Source organism: Pseudomonas sp. B16120 (genome assembly GCF_044218845.1).
GTDB lineage: Bacteria > Pseudomonadota > Gammaproteobacteria > Pseudomonadales > Pseudomonadaceae > Aquipseudomonas > Aquipseudomonas paracarnis.
The window spans coordinates 4,200,480-4,219,193 of the sequence record NZ_CP162588.1; the positions used below are offsets into that span (position 1 = coordinate 4,200,480).

Here is an 18,714-nt window from a genome sequence, read left to right on the forward strand (position 1 = left end):
AGTCAGATCAGAAGCTTACCGGTTTGACCTCTGGCACGTCTGCCAGAGGCCCCTTTGCGCTACTGCCGATTGGCGACCTCCAGATCCGCCGCATCCTGTTCCAGGCCAGAGAGAGCAGTGCCATTGATCATCGGCCCATAACGGCGGCTGAATTCCCAGTTGTAGGGCACATGGTCTTTGCTGATCCCGTTGTCCCAATTCACCGACCAGGTCATCAGGCCCTTGATCGACAATCCTTTGTCGTGCAAACGCTTGAATGTATTGGTCACGGCTGTCGGGTTGATCACATAACCGGTGGCAGCCGCATCGACGTTCGCAGGCAGGCCAATGACGAACTTGTCTGCCGGGATCTTGGTAAACCCGCGCGTTCCGCTCACCAGACTTTCGGTGAGGTAAAACAGGAAGTCCTCCTTCAGCGCGTCGTTGTTCTGGGCAATCCAGGCGCCGTTGCCGCTGTTGACCTCCTGCACCCAGATGCCGTCGCCACCCTGGTTGTAATACTGCGGGGCGATGAAGTCGTAATAGCCTTCCAGCGCCTGGATGTAACCGACGTATTTGCCGGCGGTGGTGAGGTACGGAAACTCCGGCGCCATGCTGATGATGAAGTGTTTGCCTTGAGCCGCGTAGTGGTCCTTGACCAGTTTCAAGGCGGCGGGCAGGACAGTCTTGTTGTCGGCGAAATCAATCGCGCTCTGTTCAAGATCGATATCCAGGCCATCAAAGCCATAGGTTTCCACCAGGCGGATAATCTCGCTGGCCAGTGGCTGTTCGTTGCCTTTATGCAGTTCGATGTGTGCATCGGCGCCGCCAAGGGAAATCAGCACCGCCCTGCCCTGGCTGTTCAGCACGCCCACCTGGCGACGAAACTCGGCATCGGACAGGTTGTACGGTTTGAAGGTTGGGATACCGTTGCCCTTCATGAAGGCCACGGCCACCACGTTGTAATCCTTTGGGACATCCGCCAGGCTGATATTGGCGAACTGGCCACGCTGGTAGCCATCGCTCGGGCCGGCAGGCCAGTTGTGCCAGAAGCCCATGAGGATCTTTTTGCCGGCAATGCTCGGCATCAGCGAAGCGGCATCGTTGAGCGGCGATTGCAGTGAGGTAAAGTCAATCTTTGACATGTTCTAATCCTTCAGAACGTGTGGGTTTAACGGTGGGGGCTTATTTGAAGTCCACATCGAAGGCTTGATAGAAGGCGTTGCCGGTGTTGGCGACGATCCACATCAACACAATCACATGCTGGCCCTTTTTGTGGGTCGGCAGTTTCACTTCATGATCGACCTTGGCCTTCAGTTCGCCTGCATGGCTGTAGTACGGCACCTGGGCATAGAAGTCTTCAGCGAACGGCTGGGCTTCCAGCTGTGCGCGGGTGATGCGCTGTTTCGGATCCCAGCCATCCTTGGTGATCAGCCAGCGATAGCCACGGGTGGTGTGCGGCGCGGTGTATGCCCAGGTGACCTTGAAGGTCTGACCCGGCTCGACATTGAGCAACGGCCAGGTGAAGGCGCGACCAAGTTTCTTGGCCATTTCCTCGTGGGTGAAGTTGACGCAGTCACGGGCATCGGTCTTGCCACCGCTGAGGATGACGCCGTCGGCGGGTGGCGTGACGCTGTCACTGTCGGTTTGATAAGGCGCCGGGAACGGACCGGCCGTCAGTGCCGGGAAGTTCTTGCCGCCTTCCATTTCATTGACCTGCCAGGTTTCCAGCAGGCCAAGATCCACGGCGACTGCGCCACGGCTGGAAGGGGATGTGACACGACCATGGCGAAGAGGTGTCTGGGTTTGTGGTTTGTTCATGTTGTGACTCCATTGATTTGATTAAGAACTCTCCTTTCTTGAAGGAGAGGACCTCAACCTAACGGAGTTGCTTTTTTTTGCCACAGGCCCATTTTTCACTCATTTTCGTTTCAGGAGCGCGCCGACCTGCAAATACTGGATATATAACCAGCATCATGGAGGAAACCCTACGCTGCCAGAGGTCGATTTCCTACAAGACCAGGCGCACATCAACACGCCTTCTCGCGTAAATGGCGAATGGGCGCTCTGTCGACAAAAAGGGACGTATCTATTTTCAAGCAAATAAACCGTCCTGTTTTTGGTTCATCACGTTTTGCCAATGACGACCGTTTTATTAATTGCGGTCGCGGCAATCGGTTGCACCGTCAGTTCCACCCCTAATGCCAACATCAGCTTCTGGACCGTCTCATAACGCGTCTTTGAGCCGCCTTTCAGGGTTTTATACAGGCTCTCCCGATTCACCCCCGCCGCTTCGGCAACCTTGTTCACTCCCTGGGCCTTGGCAGCCTCGGCCAGCGCCTTCATAAGGACTTGCGGGTCGTGGCACGCCATGCTTTGCGCAAGATAGGCACTGATAGTTTGCGGGCTATCAAGGAAACGTGAAGCCTCATAGGCGCTGGTGCCGGATGTATCCAGCTCGAGGATCGGCATGTCCTCTGGTTTGAATGTTGACTGACTCATGTCATTGACCTCTCAGGGCATCAAGAATCTCTTTTGCCCGCTTGATTCCTCGTTTCTGGTCGGTTTTATCGCTTCCCCACAGCATCAGGTAAGCGGTGATGCCCGTGCGCACAAAGTAAATCCTGTAGCCGGGCCCGACAAACACACGCATTTCACTCATGCCATCGCCTACAGGCTGGCAATCGCCAAAATTGTTTTCTTCGGCTCGATCCAGGCGGATCAGTACAGCCGTCTTACCCCACACATCCTTCATACCGTCGAGCCATGTATCGAACTCGGGCGTCCTGCCGATCGTATTGGTCACAGATTCAAATGTAGCCTACTGGCTACTCCTTGTAGATGCCAGTGAATTTTTAATGTCGGTGTGCACCGCCAGAAAAAATCCTAGTCCAGCCGCCGCGCAGGCAGCCGAGCAATACTATTAGCGCTTGTGTCCTCAAGACCGAAACGTTGCGTCGCGACTGAGGCATCCTCTCTGTAGGAGCGAGCTTGCTCGCGAAGAACGTAAAGATAATGTGTTCATCCAGAATGAACGCGGCGCCTATGGTTTTTCGCGAGCAAGCTCGCTCCTACAGGGAGTGAGTGAGTGGGCCGGCGTTGATGTAGACCCGTCCTACAGCAAGCTGCACCACCTTGCTCCGTTGCCTACAGTTGCGTCAGAATCCGCCGGCTTGTGCGCTTGGATGGGCGTCTCGAAGGTGGCTCGGTCGCTGACAACTCAGTGATCGGGTTTAGTAGCCCGAGGGTCAATTACACTTAGTGCATGAGCTTCATCTATCAGACGTTCCTGTCTGTGCCTGATGGTGGCTGTGCGTAGGGCGCCTTCGGGCGCGCCGGCTTTGTGTAATTCCCCGGTCTACTAACCTGCGTACAGCTGCCACCCTTTCGTTTAGTAGCGAAACGGTGTCGGCCCCATTCAGGAATTACGCATATGTACAAAGTCACGCCCAACCCTCCAAACGATCCAAACCTGAAGCTTGATCAGGCAGCCCGTCGTGCGATCGATCACGCCCTCAACCCCAACGCCGAGCCCCCTCCTCCACCCTCGACACCGCTGTTCAGCGTTGCCGACGATGCCAGCAACGAAATGCTCGTCGCCAATAGCTATGAAACCTTTTCCTCAGTAACCGCCCTGCTGCTCGACCTGTCGGATGAACTGACCGGTAAACAGCGCGACGTCGCGTTGGCGATTCATCAGTTAAGTGAGCTGGGAATGTTGTTGGTCGATAAGTTGATGGAGCGCGAGGCGGCTGTAGCAGCTGGCTAAACGTTCAACACGCCCAAAAAAAGCCGAGCCGTCGCGCCCCAAGACGACTCGGTTTTTTTTTGCCAAAGCAGGGGTTGACCTTAAAGCGAGGTTTAAGGTGAGCATGCACCAACCGACAGGATTACTGGACCCTGGATCATGCTCAAAACCCTTATTTCTTTTGCGTTGGTAGCGATAGGTGGCGCGCTTATGACATTTGCACAGGCTGAACCCGGCCCTTCCACGGCCGCTGCAAACAATCGCCAGATCCTGGTGATCATGACCAACCACGCCAGCTACCCCTCAAGGGCCGATACCACGGGCCTCTGGCTGACTGAGCTGACGCATTTCACCGAGGTTGTGGAAGCCGCTGGCTATACGACGGTGTTTGCCAGCCCCAAAGGTGGCGCTGTGCCCCTGGACGAGCGCAGCCTCGGTTGGCTGTACATGGACAAGCCGGCGCGTGAGCAGTTGCAGTCCCCAGCCTTTCGCGCCCGGCTGCAAAACACGCTGCCCATCGCCAATGTCGATCCGTCGCAATTTCGCGCGATCTACTTCACCGGCGGCCACGGTGTCATGTGGGACTTCCCAGGCAACCTCGACCTGCAACGTGTCGCCCAAACCATTTACAACCAGGGCGGCATCGTCTCGGCCGTGTGCCACGGTGTGGCGGGCCTGCTGGACCTGAAGGATGAACAGGGCAACGCGATCATCAAGGGTAAAAACATCACCGGCTTCTCCAACCGCGAAGAACTGCTGTCGGGCATGAAGCGTGAGGTGCCGTTCTTGCTTGAAGACCGGCTGCTGAGCCAAGGGGCGCGTTACCGCAAGGGCTGGGTGCCGTTCACCTCATTTGTCATCACCGATGGCCGCCTGATCACGGGCCAGAACCCGCAATCGCCCAGGGCCGTCGCACTCGCCGTGATAACCGAGCTGTCCCACGAACGATAGAGCCTAGGCCCCACCCGTAGCCCCTCCCTGGAGAAGACCGATTGAACATTCCAAGCGCCGTTTTAACCGGATTGCTGCTCACCCCTTTTGCCAACCTTGCGTTGGCGGGAACGCCCGAGATGCCCAGCCCCAACGACACAACCCACATCGATATCGCCGGCCAGCAGGTGCCCGTCGTCAAGGGCGGCTTGTACGACCGCTTTCGCTCCAACCCGCCGTTGTCGGTGGTTGCAGCAGAATTACCAGAGGTTGATTTAAGCTGGTTCAAAGGGTTGCAAAAGCACAAGGTCGACATCGGTTTTGAATCCTACTCGCCCAATTTTTACTATCAGAACAGTCGGGTAACAGCGGTCTATACGGCTGACATCGATAAGCTTCGGGCGTTGATGCCACCGCAGGTACTGGCCGCCGTGCAACCCTTGCAAGTCTGGCCGGGTCGCGGACTGATCGCGTTTACTGCGTACACCTATGAGCATTGCGATAACGACGCCTATAACGAAGTCGCCGTGTCGATCATCACTAACAAACCTGGCAAAGCCAACCTGGGCCCCTTCACGCTGGTGGGCCAGTCGATGTCGCAGGATTTTTGGGGCTATGTGCTCAAGCTGCCGGTGAATACCGAGCTGGCGCGGGTGCGCGGCGTGGTCGGTTACAACCTGCCGAAATGGCTGACTGGCATTGATCGCAAAGAGGATGGGCACTCGGTGGTGTATGACATTACCGACAGCCAGACCGGCAAGCTGGACGTGTCGTTCAAGGCCAAAAAGCTTGAGAAACTGTCCCATGATGCGGACCTGGTCACCAGCAGTTTCACCAATCTCGATCACCACGGCCAACTGGCCTACGGGTACGCGGTTTCCCGCCAGCTCAGCCATGGCTCCAGCCGTGACGCAGACTCAGCCACCCTCACGCTGGGCGATGGCAGCCTGTCCAATTACCTGCGCGACCTCAAGCTGGGGAAAATGCTGAAGTACGAATACGTACCCGAGTTCCAGAGCGCACTCTATGCGCCAGAGCCGCTCGCCAACCTGATTGGCGAACGCTGACCCTTGTGCGCCGGTCAGGCCCTCGGGGCCCGGCGGGCGCTTTTTCTTGTGGATGAGGCTGGAGCGCCCCCTTCCTCGCGCAGACGGTTAATCAGCATCTGCGCATTCTCCGCACAGGCCATGCCCTCGGGCTTGCCTTCGATGCCCTTGATGACGTTCAGCAACTGCGCCTTGTTCTGGGCCAGCCGTTGTTGCAGCACCTCGATTTCCTCGACCTTGTGCTTGAGCCCGCTGAGCAGCTCGTCATGCCGCCAACCACCGGCACTTCTGGGCATTAACTGCCGGATTTCTTCCAGAGAGAAACCGGCTGCCTGGGCACCCTTGATGATCTCCAACACCGCCTCGGTGCCGGGTGCATAGTCCCGATAGCCGTTGGATTTACGCTCAACCGATTGGATCAGGCCGCTCGCTTCGTAGAAACGGATGCGTGAGGCCGCCAACCCGCTGATTTTTGCCAACTCGCCTATTCTCATGTACCACCCACAAAAAACCATTGACCTTAAAGTTGACTTTAAACCTAAAGTCATTGGGCGGCCAAGGCGGCGATTCGTAGACGGCACGCTTGCCAGACACGAATGGGCTGCAGTGGGTCAATCCAGCGCCATGATCGCGATTCGATCAGGCCATCATTTCATTTGGGAGAGGCGAACATGGGCTACGTCACCACGCGAGACGGTGTTGAAATTTTCTACAAGGACTGGGGCCCACGCGATGCCCAGGTCATTTTCTTTCATCATGGCTGGCCACTGAGCGCAGATGATTGGGACGCGCAAATGCTGTTTTTCCTGGGCGAAGGTTACCGGGTCGTTGCCCACGACCGGCGTGGCCACGGGCGTTCCAGCCAGGTCTGGGACGGGCACGATATGGACCACTATGCCGACGACGTTGCGGCGGTGGTCGAGCACCTGGGTATACAAACTGCGGTGCATGTCGGTCACTCCACCGGCGGCGGTGAAGTGGTTCATTACATCGCCCGCCACGGCGAAGACCGCGTCTCGAAGGCCGCCATCATCAGCGCCGTGCCACCGTTGATGGTCCAGACCCCGAGCAATCCTGGCGGCCTGCCCAAGTCAGTGTTCGACGACTTGCAGGCGCAACTGAAAGCCAACCGTGCACAGTTCTATCATGACGTTCCGGCGGGCCCTTTCTACGGCTATAACCGCCCAGGCGCCACACCGTCCGAGGGCATCATCCTGAACTGGTGGCGCCAAGGCATGATGGGCTGTGCCAAGGCGCACTATGACGGGATCGTGGCGTTTTCCCAGACCGATTTCACCGAAGACCTGAAGAGCATCCAGATTCCCGTATTGGTCATGCATGGCGACGATGATCAGATCGTCCCCCATGAAAATGCCGGGGTGCTGTCCGCCAAATTGTTGAAAAACAGCACGCTGAAAATCTACCCGGGCTTCCCGCATGGCATGCCTACTACCCATGCCGATACGATTAATGCGGATTTGCTGGCGTTTATAAGGAGCTGATTGATTATTGGGGGGGCGGGTGACCGCCTCCCCTCTACCTGAACCGCTCGTTTCAGGTCATGCTGCGTCCTTCATTTCAAGGACGATAAAAACAATGAAAGCCCCCCTCGCCGCCCTGCTCCTGATCAGCCTGACTGGGCCTGCACTCGCCAACGACCCCATCGGTTTCCAAACCACCACCATCCCTGACACTCACAACATTCGCCCACTGGAAATGGCCGTGTGGTACCCCTCCACCAGCACCGCCCAACCCAAGCTGATCGCTGACAACCTGGTGTTCATCGGTGTGCTTGCGGTGCCTGATGCCGCACCGACGCCCGGTAAACATCCGGTGGTGGTGCTCTCCCACGGCTACGGTGGCAATTGGGGCAAGCAGGCGTGGTTGGCCAGTGCGCTGGCCCGGCAGGGGTATATCGTGGCGGCAGTGAATCACCCTGGCACCACCAGCCAGGATCGCAGCGCGCAAGCCGCCGCGCAGTTGTGGCAACGGCCCAAGGATTTGAGCCGGGCCATTGATGCGCTGCTGGCGCAGGCCACGCCATTTGGCGCGGCGGATAGTGGCCGGATCGCGGTGATAGGCCATTCCCTGGGGGGCTGGACGGTCATGGAGAGCGCGGGGGCGCGTTTCGACCCGGCGTTGTTTGCCCGGGACTGCAACGCCCATCCGACGTTGGTGGCGTGCACGGCCTATCGCGAGATGAACCCTGAAGGTACGCCGAACGGGAAGGCTCAACTGGCTGCGGACTTGAGCGATAAGCGCGTGACCGCTGTGGTGTCCCTGGACCTGGGCCTGTCACGCGGTTTTACCGATGCGAGCCTCGCGGCGTTGCCAGTGCCGGCCCTGGTGATCGCCGCCGGTGAGCCATCAGCGGATTTGCCGGCGCAGATGGAATCGGCTGACATGGCCAAGCGGCTGCCAAAAACGTCGACTCAGTACGTGGAGATCCATGACGCCAACCACTTCAGTTTTATGTCTCAGTGCAAACCGGGCGCGGCAGCGTTGCTTGACGCTGATGTGCCCGGCGACAGCATCATTTGCCAGGACGGCAAAGGCGCGCGGCCACGGCCCGTGATCCAGCAGCAGGTGATCACACTGATCAGCGAGTTCCTGGCGCGCTGAACCGGTAGTATCATCCGCGCCTTTCCCCTTCAGGCAACGGAACATGAACCGCCAGAAAAAACTTCAGCAGCTCTTCAAAGCCAAAGCGAAAAAGGCCAGCGCCAAGCTGGCGCCAAAAAGCAAAGACAAATACATCAGCAAGGCGGACCGCTTGAAGCTGGCGACCGAAGCCGGCCAGGAGCCGGTCACGGCTGTCGAGACGCCTGCTGAGTAAGACGCATGGCTGAAGGGGTTGCCGCTTCGTATTTACCCCAGATACGCCGCAAATGCCGCGCCGAGCCAAAGCCTGCGCGCTCGGCGATGGTTTCTATGTCCAGGGCCGACTCGGCCAGCAGTTCCCGCGCCACCGCCAGGCGCAGGCGATGCAGGTAATCCAGTGGGCTGATGCCGACATGCTCCTGGAACAGGCGCGCCAGGTGTCGGCTGCTGGTGCAGGCCAGGCTTGCCATACGGGTGAGTGTCCAGGCCTCGCAGGGGGCGGCGGCGATGGCGTCCTGCACGCGATGGACCGCCGGGTGCAGGTGATTGCGCCCGGTCACCCAAGGCGATAGCTGCGGGTCGCTGCCGCTGCGGCGCAGGTACACCACCATGTCCCGCGCCACGGCGCAGGCCAAGCGTGGCCCGGCCAGTTCGGCAACCAGGTGCAGCATCAGGTCGATACCCGCCGTGATACCGGCGCTGCAACTGACCGGGCCGTCGGTGACGTACAGCCGGTTTTCCAGGACCCGGGCCTTGGGTGCGAGGGCTTGCAAGGTGGCGCACAGCGAATGGTGCGTGGTGCATTGGCGCCCATCGAGCAGCCCGGCCCTGGCGGCACTCAACGCGCCGGCGCACACGCACACCAGGCGTCCGGCCGAGGGCGCGAAGACGTTTTGCAACCACAGGGTGAGCTGCTGGCTGGCCGATTCGAAAGCCTTTTGGTGGGCCTTTGATACGTTCATCGTGGAGCCCACCAGCACCACCAGCGTGCCGGGCGCCAGAGTCTGCGGCAGGGGCGCCAGCCCGGTCAGTGGCAAGCCGATGGAGCTGTGCAGCGACTCCACCGGGCTGACGTACTGCAGGTCGAAATCCACCGCCGCCGGGTCCTCGGCTTGCGCGGCCAGGCGCAACACTTCAGCAGGCCCCGCCAGGTCGAGCATCAGCACATTGGGCAACAGCACGAACAGCACCGGTACGCTCACAGGTTCATCCTTCCAAGGCCTGTTCGACCGTGACGATGCGCGCAAAACGCTCTTCCAGCACTAGCTCCGTGCGTTCGCGGATTTGCGCCGAGGTGTACTCCCGGCCGCTACGCAGGTGGGTCATGGGGAACGTCAATGTCGCTTCACTGACAAAGTCCACCTTGAAGCCGCTGTCCGACGCCTGCCGCGTGGTGGTCTCGCAGCATTGCTCGGTCCGGATGCCACTGATGATCAGCGTGGTGACGTCCATCTCCGTGAGGCGAGCGGCCAGGGGCGTACCGGCGAAGGCGCTGTGGTAACGCTTGTGGATCACCAACTGTGGATTGATCGACAGCTCGCTCAATGCCCTGACGTTGCCCGATTGCATGGAGAAATGCCCCTGGTCTTCAACATGGAAGACTTGTACCACCGGGATGCCGCGCTGAACACAACCATCGATGAGGGCCTGCTGTTTTTCCAGATAGTCGGGCAGGTCATTTTCGGACCAGTAGGTTGAATGGCGGAAGGAATGTTGGGCGTCGATCACGATCAGGGCTTTATGGGTCATGGACAGTCCTTGTGGCTTGCATCAGTGGGTAAACGATGCACGCCATGGTAAGGACCACCCACAGTGCGCGACAGACGCAAGGCGGACTACTTCAGGACGGATTCGGACATGTCACCGGGCACGCCATGGCACAACGGCTGCCGGGTTCGAAGCCATGGGCGTATTCATCCGCCAGGATTGTTTCCAGACGCGGATCGACGTGAATTGCAAAGCCCAGGCGCCGGTAGAACGGAGCATTCCAGGGTACATGCTTGAAGGTGGTCAGCGTCACCGCACGCAGGTGTTGGGCGCGGGCATGCTCTATCGCCGTTTCCACCAATCTGCGCCCCCAGCCCTGGCCTTGCAGCGGCTGGGCAACCGACACTTCATGGATATGCAGGTCGTCGCCAAAGCGTTCTGCGCTGAGGAAGCCTTGAGGGTGATCGTGGTCATCAACCACCACCCAACAGGTCGATAGCGCGATCCATTGCCGATGGCGTTCGATGCTGATCGACGCCGCATCCGCCAGCCAAGCCAGCCCTTCGATTGCGCCAAATGCCTGGGCTGCGCACTGCTCGATTGCGGGCAACAAACCGGCATCTTGCGCGCGCGCCAGGCGAATAATGTGGGTGGACTGCTCAGCAGCCACTCAATGCCACCTGGGGCCGTTCACCCGCAAAGAAGAAGGGCCGCAAACGTACGCCCACGCCGTTGCCGATAAAGGCCGCCACCAGCCACACCCAGCCATGCAGGCTGCCCGAGGCGATGCCACTGAAGTACGCGCCGATGTTGCAGCCATAGGCCAGACGCGACCCATAGCCGAGCATCAGGCCGCCGATCACCGCCGCGATCAACGAGCGCAGCGGGATGTTCAGGCTGGGCGCGAAACGCCCGGCCAGGCCTGCGGCCAGCAGCGCGCCGAGGACAATGCCGATGTCCATGACGCTGGTGATGTCTTCCCACACCGGTGCAGCCAGGGCCTTGGCATTGCCCGGCATCTGCCAGAATGCCCAACTGGCGACATCCACGCCCAGCCCGCTCGCCACCTTGGCGCCCCACAGCGCGAACGCCGAGGTGATGCCCCACGGCCGTCCGGCCAGGGCGAGGGTGGCGTAGTTGAGCAGCGCCAGGCCAATCGCGCCCCACACCAGCGGCCAGGGTCCGCGCAGGAAGCGGCGTAGCCCTTGGTGCTCGCTTTGCACGCCTTGTTCAAGCTGGCCGTGACGGCGCTTTTCCAGGCGCACTGTCACCACTGCAATCAGCGCGAACACCGCCAGGCTCAAGACCAGCGCCGGCAGCACACCGAAACTTTTGACAATGGAAACCGCCGGGAACGATGGCAGTGCAAACCACCAGTCGACGTGATGGGTGGCGATCAACGAGCCACAGATAAAGAACAGCAGCGTCACCAACATCCGGGCATTACCGCCGCCCACGGTGAACAAAGTACCCGACGCACAACCACCACCCAGCTGCATGCCGATCCCGAAGATGAACGCCCCGAACACCACCGACACACCGGCCGGCGCCACCAGCCCCACGACCGGCTGACCGAACAAAGTGCCCGCGCCCAACGCCGGGAAAAACAACAGCACCGCCACCGCCAGCATCACCATCTGCGCACGCAAGCCAGCGCCACGCCGATCATTGATGAACACACGCCAGGCCGAAGTGAAGCCGAAGGCCGCGTGATACAGCGTCAGGCCCAGCGCGGCGCCGACCACCAGCAGCAACACCTGGCGTGCGCCGACCATGTTTTGCAGGAACAGCGCGCCCGCCACCAGGATGATAAAGGCAATCAGTGGCGCGAGCGGCTTGCGCGCAGGCGTCAGGGAAAGAGAGGTGCTCATGGGGTTCTCGATTGGTTGGAAGGAGGCAAGTATAGCCCTAGACGGAATTTGATCAGATGGCGGCATTGCCGAAAGGCTCATCGCCTGAACCACCGCTATCGCAGCCTCGCTAAAGCTCGACAGCTCCCACAGGGGATCGGCGGTGTATGTGGAATACCGCTTTGCAGGGCCATCGCGACAAGCACAACTCCCGACAGCAACACCGCCCAAATGTGGGAGCTGTCGAGCCCCAGCGAGGCTGCGATGGCGGCGGCACAGGCAACCTCTTCATCGCCTGAACCACCGCTTTCGCAGCCTCGCTGAAGCTCGACAGCTCCCACAGGAGATCGGCGGTGTATGTGGAATATCGGTTTGCAGGGCCATTGCGCCAAACACAACTCCCGACAGCAACACCGCCCAAATGTGGGAGCTGTCGAGCCCCAGCGAGACTGCGAAGGCGGCGGCACAGGCAACCTCTTCATCGCCTGAAGCACCGCTTTCGCAGCCTTGCTAAAGCTCGACAGCTCCCACAAGGGATCGGCGGTGTATGTGGAATACCGTTTTGCAGGGCCATCGCGACAAGCACAACTCCCGACAGCAACACCGCCCAAATGTGGGAGCTGTCGAGCCCCAGCGAGGCTGCGATGGCGGCGGCACAGGCAACCTCTTCATCGCCTGAACCACCGCTTTCGCAGCCTCGCTGAAGCTCGACAGCTCCCACAGGAGATCGGCGGTGTATGTGGAATATCGGTTTGCAGGGCCATCGCGCCAAACACAACTCTCGACAGCAACACCGCCCAAATGTGGGAGCTGTCGAGCCCCAGCGAGGCTGCGATGGCGGCGGCACAGGCAAAATCTTCAGCGCCTGAACCACCGCTTTCGCAGCCTCGCTAAAGCTCGACAGCTCCCACAGGGGATCGGCGGTGTATGTGGAATATCGGTTTGCAGGGCCATTGCGCCAAACACAACTCTCGACAGCAACACCGCCCAAATGTGGGAGCTGTCGAGCCCCAGCGAGGCTGCGAAGGCGGCGGCACAGGCAACCTCTTCAGCGCCTGAACCACCGCTTTCGCAGCCTCGCTGAAGCTCGACAGCTCCCACAGGGAATGGAGGACTGACTAACCCAGGCTGATCGACTTCCACGCGGCTTCAGCCAGCAGTTCGCGGTACTCAAAGGGGCTTTTTTTGACCTTCGCCGACAGCCACGCACGCGAGTAGCTTTCGGCCGCGCCAATGATCAGCGAAGGGATAAGTTCTGCGGGCAAATGACTGAAGTGCTCCTTGCGCCCTTCCCCGCCCATCCACTCCTTCAACTGCTGGTTGCGCTGCTTGTTGCGGGCAATCAACTCGTCCTTGAACGGCCCGCTGGACACGGCGAAACGGCTCTGGAAAACAAACCGCGCCCAGTCCGGCTGGGCGGTGACCCACTCAACGTAGCTGTATACCAGGCCGACCACACCGGCATGGGCCGTATCCGCCGCTTGCAGGTAGTGGTCACGCAGGGCGGCCTGGTCTTCCAGCGCAGCGAAGAACAGCGCGGCGACCAGCCCTTCCTTGTTGCCGAAGTGGTGATAGATAGCCCCCACACTGGTGTCGCAGCGCGCACGAATGGTCTCGATGTTGGTCGCCTCGATGCCTGCCTCGTTAAAACAGGCCAGCGCCTCACGCAGGATGGTGCGTTTGAGGTCGCTGCGCCTGCCGGGGAAGGTGCGCTCAATGAGATCGATGGAGTGCATGGGAGAACGCCAAATCGAAATAGTTTATAGGCTGAGCGCCCAGCAGAGAAAGCTCAGGTTGACAGCCATGAAATCTACAGAATATTGTTCTGTTACAGAATATTATTCTGCAACTACCCCTTGAGGATATTCCGATGAGCCAAGCCCTGAGCATGTTCAATAGCGTAGGCCCCGCCGCATTCAGCAACCTGGCGTGCCAAATGGCGCCCTACTTCAGCACCATCACGCCCGAGATCGCGGAGCTCAAACCCAACCATGCGGTGGTCACCGTGCCGTTTCGCAAGGAAATCACCAACCACCTGGCCTCGGTGCATGCCATCGCACTGTGCAACGCCGCCGAACTGGCCGGCGGCATGATGACCGACGCGTCGATCCCCGCAGGCGCACGCTGGATTCCCAAAGGCATGACTGTGGAATACCTGGCCAAGGCGAAAACCGATATCCGCGCTGTTGCCGATGGCAGCGCTATCGATTGGCAGACTGCGGGGGACAAGATCGTGCCGGTCGAGATTTTCGATGCGGGTGGCGTCAAGATCTTCACCGCCCACATCACCATGAATGTGAAGCTCGCTTAGGTAATCGGCCGGCCCAGGCAGTATCAGCTACGCCGCATCTGCAATGCGTGACTGGACGCCTGGTGCGGTCGACGATGCACTGCGAAGCGGTGCGGATTGCCGTGGTGGTATCGCCGGCGACGTGCGGCATCAATTGCGCATCGGCAATACCGCCAACGGCGAGCTGAACCGGTCTTTTCCAGGGCGGAGGTATCAATGGCGAACGCCTTATCGGCATATCAAATAAGAGGACGGGAAAAGATCATCGGCCGTCAAAAAAATACCTCTTCTCCCAGGAGACACGGATCAAAGCTTTTAACTTTCTGATTAACCAGCGCTAAATAAAATCCTTCGAAAACGTCTTACTCAATGGGAAGTCTCGGCACACATAGCGTGCGAGAGAAACCTAAAAATCTTCATAACCCCTGAACGTCAGCCAATTGAGTAGGCGAAGCACTTGCGAGTCCTATCCATCGGCTTATTCAGGAACACACGGCCGGTGAAATGGCGCCCCCTAGCTCAGAAGGATCTCTATGCAAAGCCTCCCGCTCTCTTCGTTACGCCTGTTCGGTGTGCTGGCAGTCACGGTCTGCGCGCTGTTGACGACGCCAGCCCGTGCCGATTACACCGACCTTTCCCTGACCCACGAAAAAAACATCCAGTCCTACGTCGTGAACCCCGACGGTAGCTTTGTGCTGGATGTCGAACGGGTTATGCGGATCAATGAAGAGCGCGCGATCACCTCCAACGCCCAGCGCTCTGTGACCTACAATCGCACCCTGGAAACTCTGGATATTGTCGAGGCCTACACTCTCAAATCCGATGGCCGCAAAGTCGTGGTAACACCAGACCGGATCAAGGAGCAGCAGGAACTGGAGTCTGCCCAGGCGCCGATGTTTCAGGACTCGCGGGTCAAAGTGGTGATCTTCCCGGAGCTGCAAGTGGGTGATCGCATGGTTCTGCGGTACCAGCGCCATCGCAATACGCCGTTGTTTGCGGGGCAGTTCGAAGACCTTTTCTCGCCGGATTTCTACCAGAATGAGCAGGTGCGCCTGAGCTACGACATGCCCGCCGAAATGAAGCTGTACGCCGACTCACGGGGTTTCAAAGCGTCCACGCCAGCCAACGCCAACGGGCGAACGGTGTACCGCTGGGACGTGGAACAAACCAAGAAAAATCGCGTGGAAGATGGCTCCGTTGCCTACACCGACTACGGGCAACTGCTGGCCGTATCGACGTTCACCGACTACAAACAGTTTGCCCAGGCCTACGCCGCACGCGCACAGGTAGAAGTGACCCCGGCCATGACCCAACTGGCCAAGGAACTCACCGCCAACCTCGACAACCCACGCAGCAAGGCCTTGGTGCTGAGTGACTGGGTACGCAAGAACATTCGCTATGTGGCCGTGTACGTCGGTGCCGGTGGCGTGGTGCCGCATTCAGCGCAGGCGGTGCTGGATAACCGTTATGGCGACTGCAAAGACCATGTAGCCCTGCTTGAAGCGCTGCTCAAAGCCGTCGCCATTGAAAGCTCGCCCGCACTGATCAACGCCGGCAACGCCTACGTACTGCCCCAGGTGCCGACCCTGGGCGTGCTCAACCATGTAATCACTTATGTACCCAGCCTCGATCTGTACCTGGACTCCACCGCGACACCCATCTCCGCTGGCTACCTGCCTCTGCCCGAACTCGGCAAACCGGTATTGCTGACACAGACCGGTGAACGTAAGCAGACACCGTCCCGCCAGCCTGGCAAAGTGGACACAACCATGGTGTTCAAGGTCAACACCAAAGGCGCTGCAGACTTTACCAACGACTCCACCATCGACGGTTGGGGCGCGGAGCTTAACCGCTTCATGCTCAAGGCCATGCAGCCAGCCGACCGTAATCAGTTGGTGCAACAGGTCCTGAGCATGTTTGGGCAATCCGGTAGCGGAGTGATCGAAACTGACGCTTTGGACAGTACTGCCAATACCTTCAAGTTCACCCTCAAAGGCCACACCAGCAATCTGGTCAACCTGCCTGGCCCGACCGGGGTGCCTACCCTCTCCAGCCTGGCCGGCGGTATTGGCCAGAGCGTGTTTTCCTTGATGGCCGAAAAGGAACGCACTCAGAACTTCTCCTGCCTTTCGAGTGAAATCTCAGAAGTTGCGCGCCTGGAGTTCCCCGCCAAGGTGAAGATCCTCGCGGTGCCCAAGGCAGTGTCGGTGAAACAGGCGGGCTTCGACTATCGCTCGACCTATGTGAAGAAGGCCAATACGGTGCTGATCACGCGCCAATATGTGTTTAGCAAGCCAGAGATTCTCTGCACGCCGGAGGATTTTGCGGCCATGCAGCCGGCGATTGAAGGCATGGTCAACGATTTGAAAAGCCAGGTCATTGTGCAGACGTTGTAACGCCCTGGCCCTTCTTGCGTGTCAGTGGTTATGCACTGGCGCGCGGGAAGCGGGGACTGCATGCTGAGGCCTAGCTATAAAACCGTTCCTAACCCGGTTGGCGCTTCTGTGAGGCGCTATCAGCCTTTAACGTTCTGACTCGACAGCCCGCCCGCTCGTAAAATCAAGAATGACGGTAAACCTCTGTTGCTCACGGATCACCTCAATCTGCCAGCCCAGCTTTGCGCACAATTGCCGCATCAACTGCAACCCAAGACCATATCCATAGTCGTCGGATTCCTGCCGCGGCTTGGCCTCGTTGATGTAATTGGCAATCACCAGCCGGGGGTATTTGAAACTGATATCCACCGTGCCCTCTTCCGCGTATTGCAGCGCATTGCGCAGGAAGTTGCCGATCACGATACGACACGCCGTAGGGGGCAGTCGGCAAGGTTCGTTGTGGATGTCGATGCTCAGCTCAATATCTCGGTGACCGATCAGGTAGCGGTGTTTTTCAATCAGGTCGCCCACCAGCTCGCTCAGGTCAACGTCTTCTTCCGGCAGCGGCTCTGGACGCTCGCGACTCATCCACAGCAATGTCTCGGCGATCAGTTGCATATTCAGCACCGAGCGTTCTATGCGCTGCAATGAGGGTGGCAGCACACCGCCCGATTGCAGGGCCAACAATTCGATTGTGGCCTTGAGCACCGCCAGGGGCGTGCGCAGTTCATGGCTGGTGTAGCGCAACAGGCGGCCTTCGCGCTGGCTGGCGGCCTGCACCTGCTCAACACTTTTGGCCAGGGCATCAGCCAGCATGTTGAACTCCTTGAAACTGAAACCCGGCCGTGTGCCGGTCAGTGCCTCAGGGTCTTTGAGTGTGCCGGACCATTGCACCAGGCGCCCCAGCGGCCGAACCAGCCACCAGACCAGCAAGGCGATGATGATCAGCGCCGGCACGAAGACCGCCAGGCTGATGAACTTGACACTCTCTATGACCTGATCGAAATAGGCGTCAGACAACGGCGTCTCGACCTCTCCCCCTGCTTCCTTATCGTGATCGATGTCGTACATGTAGAGGATTTTGCCGTCACCCAGGGGCTGTTCGAGGATGATCTGGAAGGGCTCGTCGTCGTCATCGGAATAGAGATCGCCAAAGATATTCACCGCGCCGAAGGACAGGCTCGGCGATGTAGTGAGCAACTCGCGCACGTCCTGCGGCAACGCCTCCTTGCCGATGACGCTGGTGTAGAAGTAATTGTGCGGCGTCGGCGTGGTCGGGTCCTGTTTGTAATGCCGGAGAAAATACTGAGCTTCCTCCTCCATCATCGCGCTGGCCGTGTAGAACAGGCCGCGCACGGTGAATTCAGGCAGCAGCTTGCTGTAGATCACCAGCACCACCGCAATCAGACACAGGAAACTGCCGCTGATTACCCACTTCAGACTCAGGCCGTTACGCATGGGGTTTTACCTGAATGCCGACACCCGCCAGGGTATGAATCAACGGCCGGCCAAAGGGTTTGTCTACCGTCTTGCGCAGCCGATGCATATGTACTTTGAGCGAATTACTGTCGGGCGGCTCATCGCCCCAGATCTTCGCCTCCAGGCGCTCCCGAGAGACCGGTTGAGGACTTGCGCGCATCAGGTTTTCCAACAAGGTCCAACAGATGGGCGACAAATGCAGCTCCTGCCCTGCCCGGCTGACTTTACGCGTGGTCAGTTCCATCACTAGGTCGTCCACTTGCAGCCGACTGGTCTGGCCGCTGCGACGCAGGCTCAGGGCACGAATCCTGGCGACCAGTTCGGCCAGTTCGAACGGCTTGACCAGGTAGTCGTCGGCGCCAGCGGCAAAACTGGCGAGCTTGTCGGATAACGCGTCCAGCGAGGTCAGCATCAGGATCGGCGTCTGGATGCCTTGCTGGCGCAACCGATCGCATACCTGCTGGCCGTCCAGGCGCGGCAGCATGATGTCCAGGAGAATAACGTCGTAATGCTGATTGAGGGCCAGGTTAAGCCCGGTCTGACCATTGCTGACGTGATCGCAGACGATGCCGCTGATGTCCAGGTACTCGATGACGGTGGTGGCCAGATCCAGGTTGTCCTCGACCAGCAGCAGATGAATATGCACGGAAAAAACCTCGGGCGGGTAGTGCTCAGCGGTGTGAAGGATAGCGGAAGTCGGGCTGTTTCC

General features: G+C 59.2%; 19 protein-coding genes and 1 pseudogene. 8 read left to right on the plus strand and 12 right to left on the minus strand.

Going from position 1 to position 18,714, the window contains the following annotated elements; genetic code table 11:
- Positions 1-122: 122 nt before the first annotated feature.
- From AB4P90_RS19575 to AB4P90_RS19590, 4 genes and pseudogenes are all read right to left on the minus strand, one after another.
- Positions 123-1,124 (minus strand): annotated as a pseudogene (locus AB4P90_RS19575) (chitinase); the annotation flags it as partial.
- A gap of 40 nt (positions 1,125-1,164) precedes the next feature.
- A complete protein-coding gene (locus AB4P90_RS19580) occupies positions 1,165-1,800 on the minus strand; it encodes a lytic polysaccharide monooxygenase auxiliary activity family 9 protein (RefSeq protein ID WP_019817551.1) in 636 nt (211 codons plus the stop codon).
- A gap of 306 nt (positions 1,801-2,106) precedes the next feature.
- Positions 2,107-2,481 (minus strand): addiction module antidote protein, encoded by a 375-nt coding sequence (locus AB4P90_RS19585; protein ID WP_395605312.1) that lies wholly within the window; start codon positions 2,479-2,481, stop codon positions 2,107-2,109.
- A gap of 1 nt (position 2,482) precedes the next feature.
- The gene (locus tag AB4P90_RS19590) at positions 2,483-2,785 is read right to left on the minus strand and encodes a type II toxin-antitoxin system RelE/ParE family toxin (RefSeq protein WP_014719210.1); all 303 of its coding nucleotides are present in this window, start codon (positions 2,783-2,785) and stop codon (positions 2,483-2,485) included.
- A gap of 627 nt (positions 2,786-3,412) precedes the next feature.
- Here AB4P90_RS19590 and AB4P90_RS19595 point away from each other — a divergent pair.
- The 3 genes from AB4P90_RS19595 (at position 3,413) to AB4P90_RS19605 (ending at position 5,724) form a co-directional block, all read left to right on the plus strand.
- Positions 3,413-3,748, plus strand: a complete 336-nt coding sequence (locus AB4P90_RS19595) for a DUF6124 family protein (protein ID WP_019817546.1) — start codon at positions 3,413-3,415, stop codon at positions 3,746-3,748.
- 189 nt (positions 3,749-3,937) lie between these two features.
- The gene (locus AB4P90_RS19600; protein WP_019817545.1) at positions 3,938-4,678 is read left to right on the plus strand and encodes a type 1 glutamine amidotransferase domain-containing protein; all 741 of its coding nucleotides are present in this window, start codon (positions 3,938-3,940) and stop codon (positions 4,676-4,678) included.
- A 119-nt stretch (positions 4,679-4,797) separates the two neighbouring features.
- Positions 4,798-5,724: an acetoacetate decarboxylase family protein gene (locus AB4P90_RS19605; RefSeq protein WP_019817544.1), complete on the plus strand. Its 927-nt coding sequence runs from the start codon at positions 4,798-4,800 to the stop codon at positions 5,722-5,724.
- Between the two features lie 14 nt (positions 5,725-5,738).
- Here AB4P90_RS19605 and AB4P90_RS19610 read toward each other — a convergent pair whose 3' ends face one another.
- Complete coding sequence (locus AB4P90_RS19610; protein WP_395605313.1) at positions 5,739-6,197, minus strand: MerR family transcriptional regulator; 459 nt, start codon at positions 6,195-6,197, stop codon at positions 5,739-5,741.
- 177 nt (positions 6,198-6,374) lie between these two features.
- Between AB4P90_RS19610 and AB4P90_RS19615 the strand changes: the two genes are divergently transcribed.
- The 3 genes from AB4P90_RS19615 to AB4P90_RS19625 all read left to right on the plus strand — a co-directional run bounded on the left by AB4P90_RS19615 (position 6,375) and on the right by AB4P90_RS19625 (position 8,539).
- On the plus strand, positions 6,375-7,205 hold the full coding sequence (locus tag AB4P90_RS19615) for an alpha/beta fold hydrolase (RefSeq protein ID WP_395605314.1): 831 nt from the start codon (positions 6,375-6,377) through the stop codon (positions 7,203-7,205).
- A gap of 94 nt (positions 7,206-7,299) precedes the next feature.
- The gene (locus AB4P90_RS19620; RefSeq protein ID WP_395605315.1) at positions 7,300-8,325 is read left to right on the plus strand and encodes an alpha/beta hydrolase family protein; all 1,026 of its coding nucleotides are present in this window, start codon (positions 7,300-7,302) and stop codon (positions 8,323-8,325) included.
- A 43-nt stretch (positions 8,326-8,368) separates the two neighbouring features.
- Positions 8,369-8,539, plus strand: coding sequence for a DUF2986 domain-containing protein (locus tag AB4P90_RS19625; protein ID WP_069558568.1), 171 nt, complete (start codon positions 8,369-8,371; stop codon positions 8,537-8,539).
- On the opposite strand, the gene AB4P90_RS19630 is transcribed toward AB4P90_RS19625, so the two are convergent.
- The 5 genes from AB4P90_RS19630 to AB4P90_RS19650 all read right to left on the minus strand — a co-directional run bounded on the left by AB4P90_RS19630 (position 8,511) and on the right by AB4P90_RS19650 (position 13,597).
- Positions 8,511-9,506: a GlxA family transcriptional regulator gene (locus tag AB4P90_RS19630; protein ID WP_395605316.1), complete on the minus strand. Its 996-nt coding sequence runs from the start codon at positions 9,504-9,506 to the stop codon at positions 8,511-8,513. The genes AB4P90_RS19625 and AB4P90_RS19630 overlap by 29 nt on opposite strands.
- Positions 9,507-9,510: 4 nt before the next feature.
- Positions 9,511-10,053, minus strand: a complete 543-nt coding sequence (locus tag AB4P90_RS19635; RefSeq protein WP_019817539.1) for a cysteine hydrolase family protein — start codon at positions 10,051-10,053, stop codon at positions 9,511-9,513.
- 91 nt (positions 10,054-10,144) lie between these two features.
- On the minus strand, positions 10,145-10,681 hold the full coding sequence (locus AB4P90_RS19640) for a GNAT family N-acetyltransferase (RefSeq protein WP_060767255.1): 537 nt from the start codon (positions 10,679-10,681) through the stop codon (positions 10,145-10,147).
- Positions 10,671-11,882 carry a YeeE/YedE family protein gene (locus AB4P90_RS19645; protein ID WP_019817537.1) on the minus strand — a complete coding sequence of 404 codons (1,212 nt, stop codon included), beginning with the start codon at positions 11,880-11,882 and terminating at the stop codon, positions 10,671-10,673. Before AB4P90_RS19645 ends, AB4P90_RS19640 begins: the two co-directional genes overlap by 11 nt.
- Before the next feature lie 1,097 nt (positions 11,883-12,979).
- Entirely contained in the window at positions 12,980-13,597 is a 618-nt protein-coding gene (locus AB4P90_RS19650) for a TetR/AcrR family transcriptional regulator (protein WP_014719222.1), read from the minus strand.
- A 134-nt stretch (positions 13,598-13,731) separates the two neighbouring features.
- Here AB4P90_RS19650 and AB4P90_RS19655 point away from each other — a divergent pair, with 134 nt between their 5' ends.
- Both AB4P90_RS19655 and AB4P90_RS19660 read left to right on the plus strand, forming a co-directional pair.
- On the plus strand, positions 13,732-14,172 hold the full coding sequence (locus AB4P90_RS19655; protein WP_395605317.1) for a hotdog fold domain-containing protein: 441 nt from the start codon (positions 13,732-13,734) through the stop codon (positions 14,170-14,172).
- A gap of 512 nt (positions 14,173-14,684) precedes the next feature.
- Positions 14,685-16,547: a DUF3857 domain-containing transglutaminase family protein gene (locus tag AB4P90_RS19660; RefSeq protein ID WP_395605318.1), complete on the plus strand. Its 1,863-nt coding sequence runs from the start codon at positions 14,685-14,687 to the stop codon at positions 16,545-16,547.
- Positions 16,548-16,673: 126 nt separating this feature from the next.
- On the opposite strand, the gene AB4P90_RS19665 is transcribed toward AB4P90_RS19660, so the two are convergent.
- Complete coding sequence (locus AB4P90_RS19665; RefSeq protein ID WP_014719226.1) at positions 16,674-17,984, minus strand: HAMP domain-containing sensor histidine kinase; 1,311 nt, start codon at positions 17,982-17,984, stop codon at positions 16,674-16,676.
- Complete coding sequence (locus tag AB4P90_RS19670) at positions 17,977-18,651, minus strand: response regulator transcription factor (RefSeq protein ID WP_020302273.1); 675 nt, start codon at positions 18,649-18,651, stop codon at positions 17,977-17,979. Before AB4P90_RS19670 ends, AB4P90_RS19665 begins: the two co-directional genes overlap by 8 nt.
- Between the last annotated feature and the right edge of the window lie 63 nt (positions 18,652-18,714).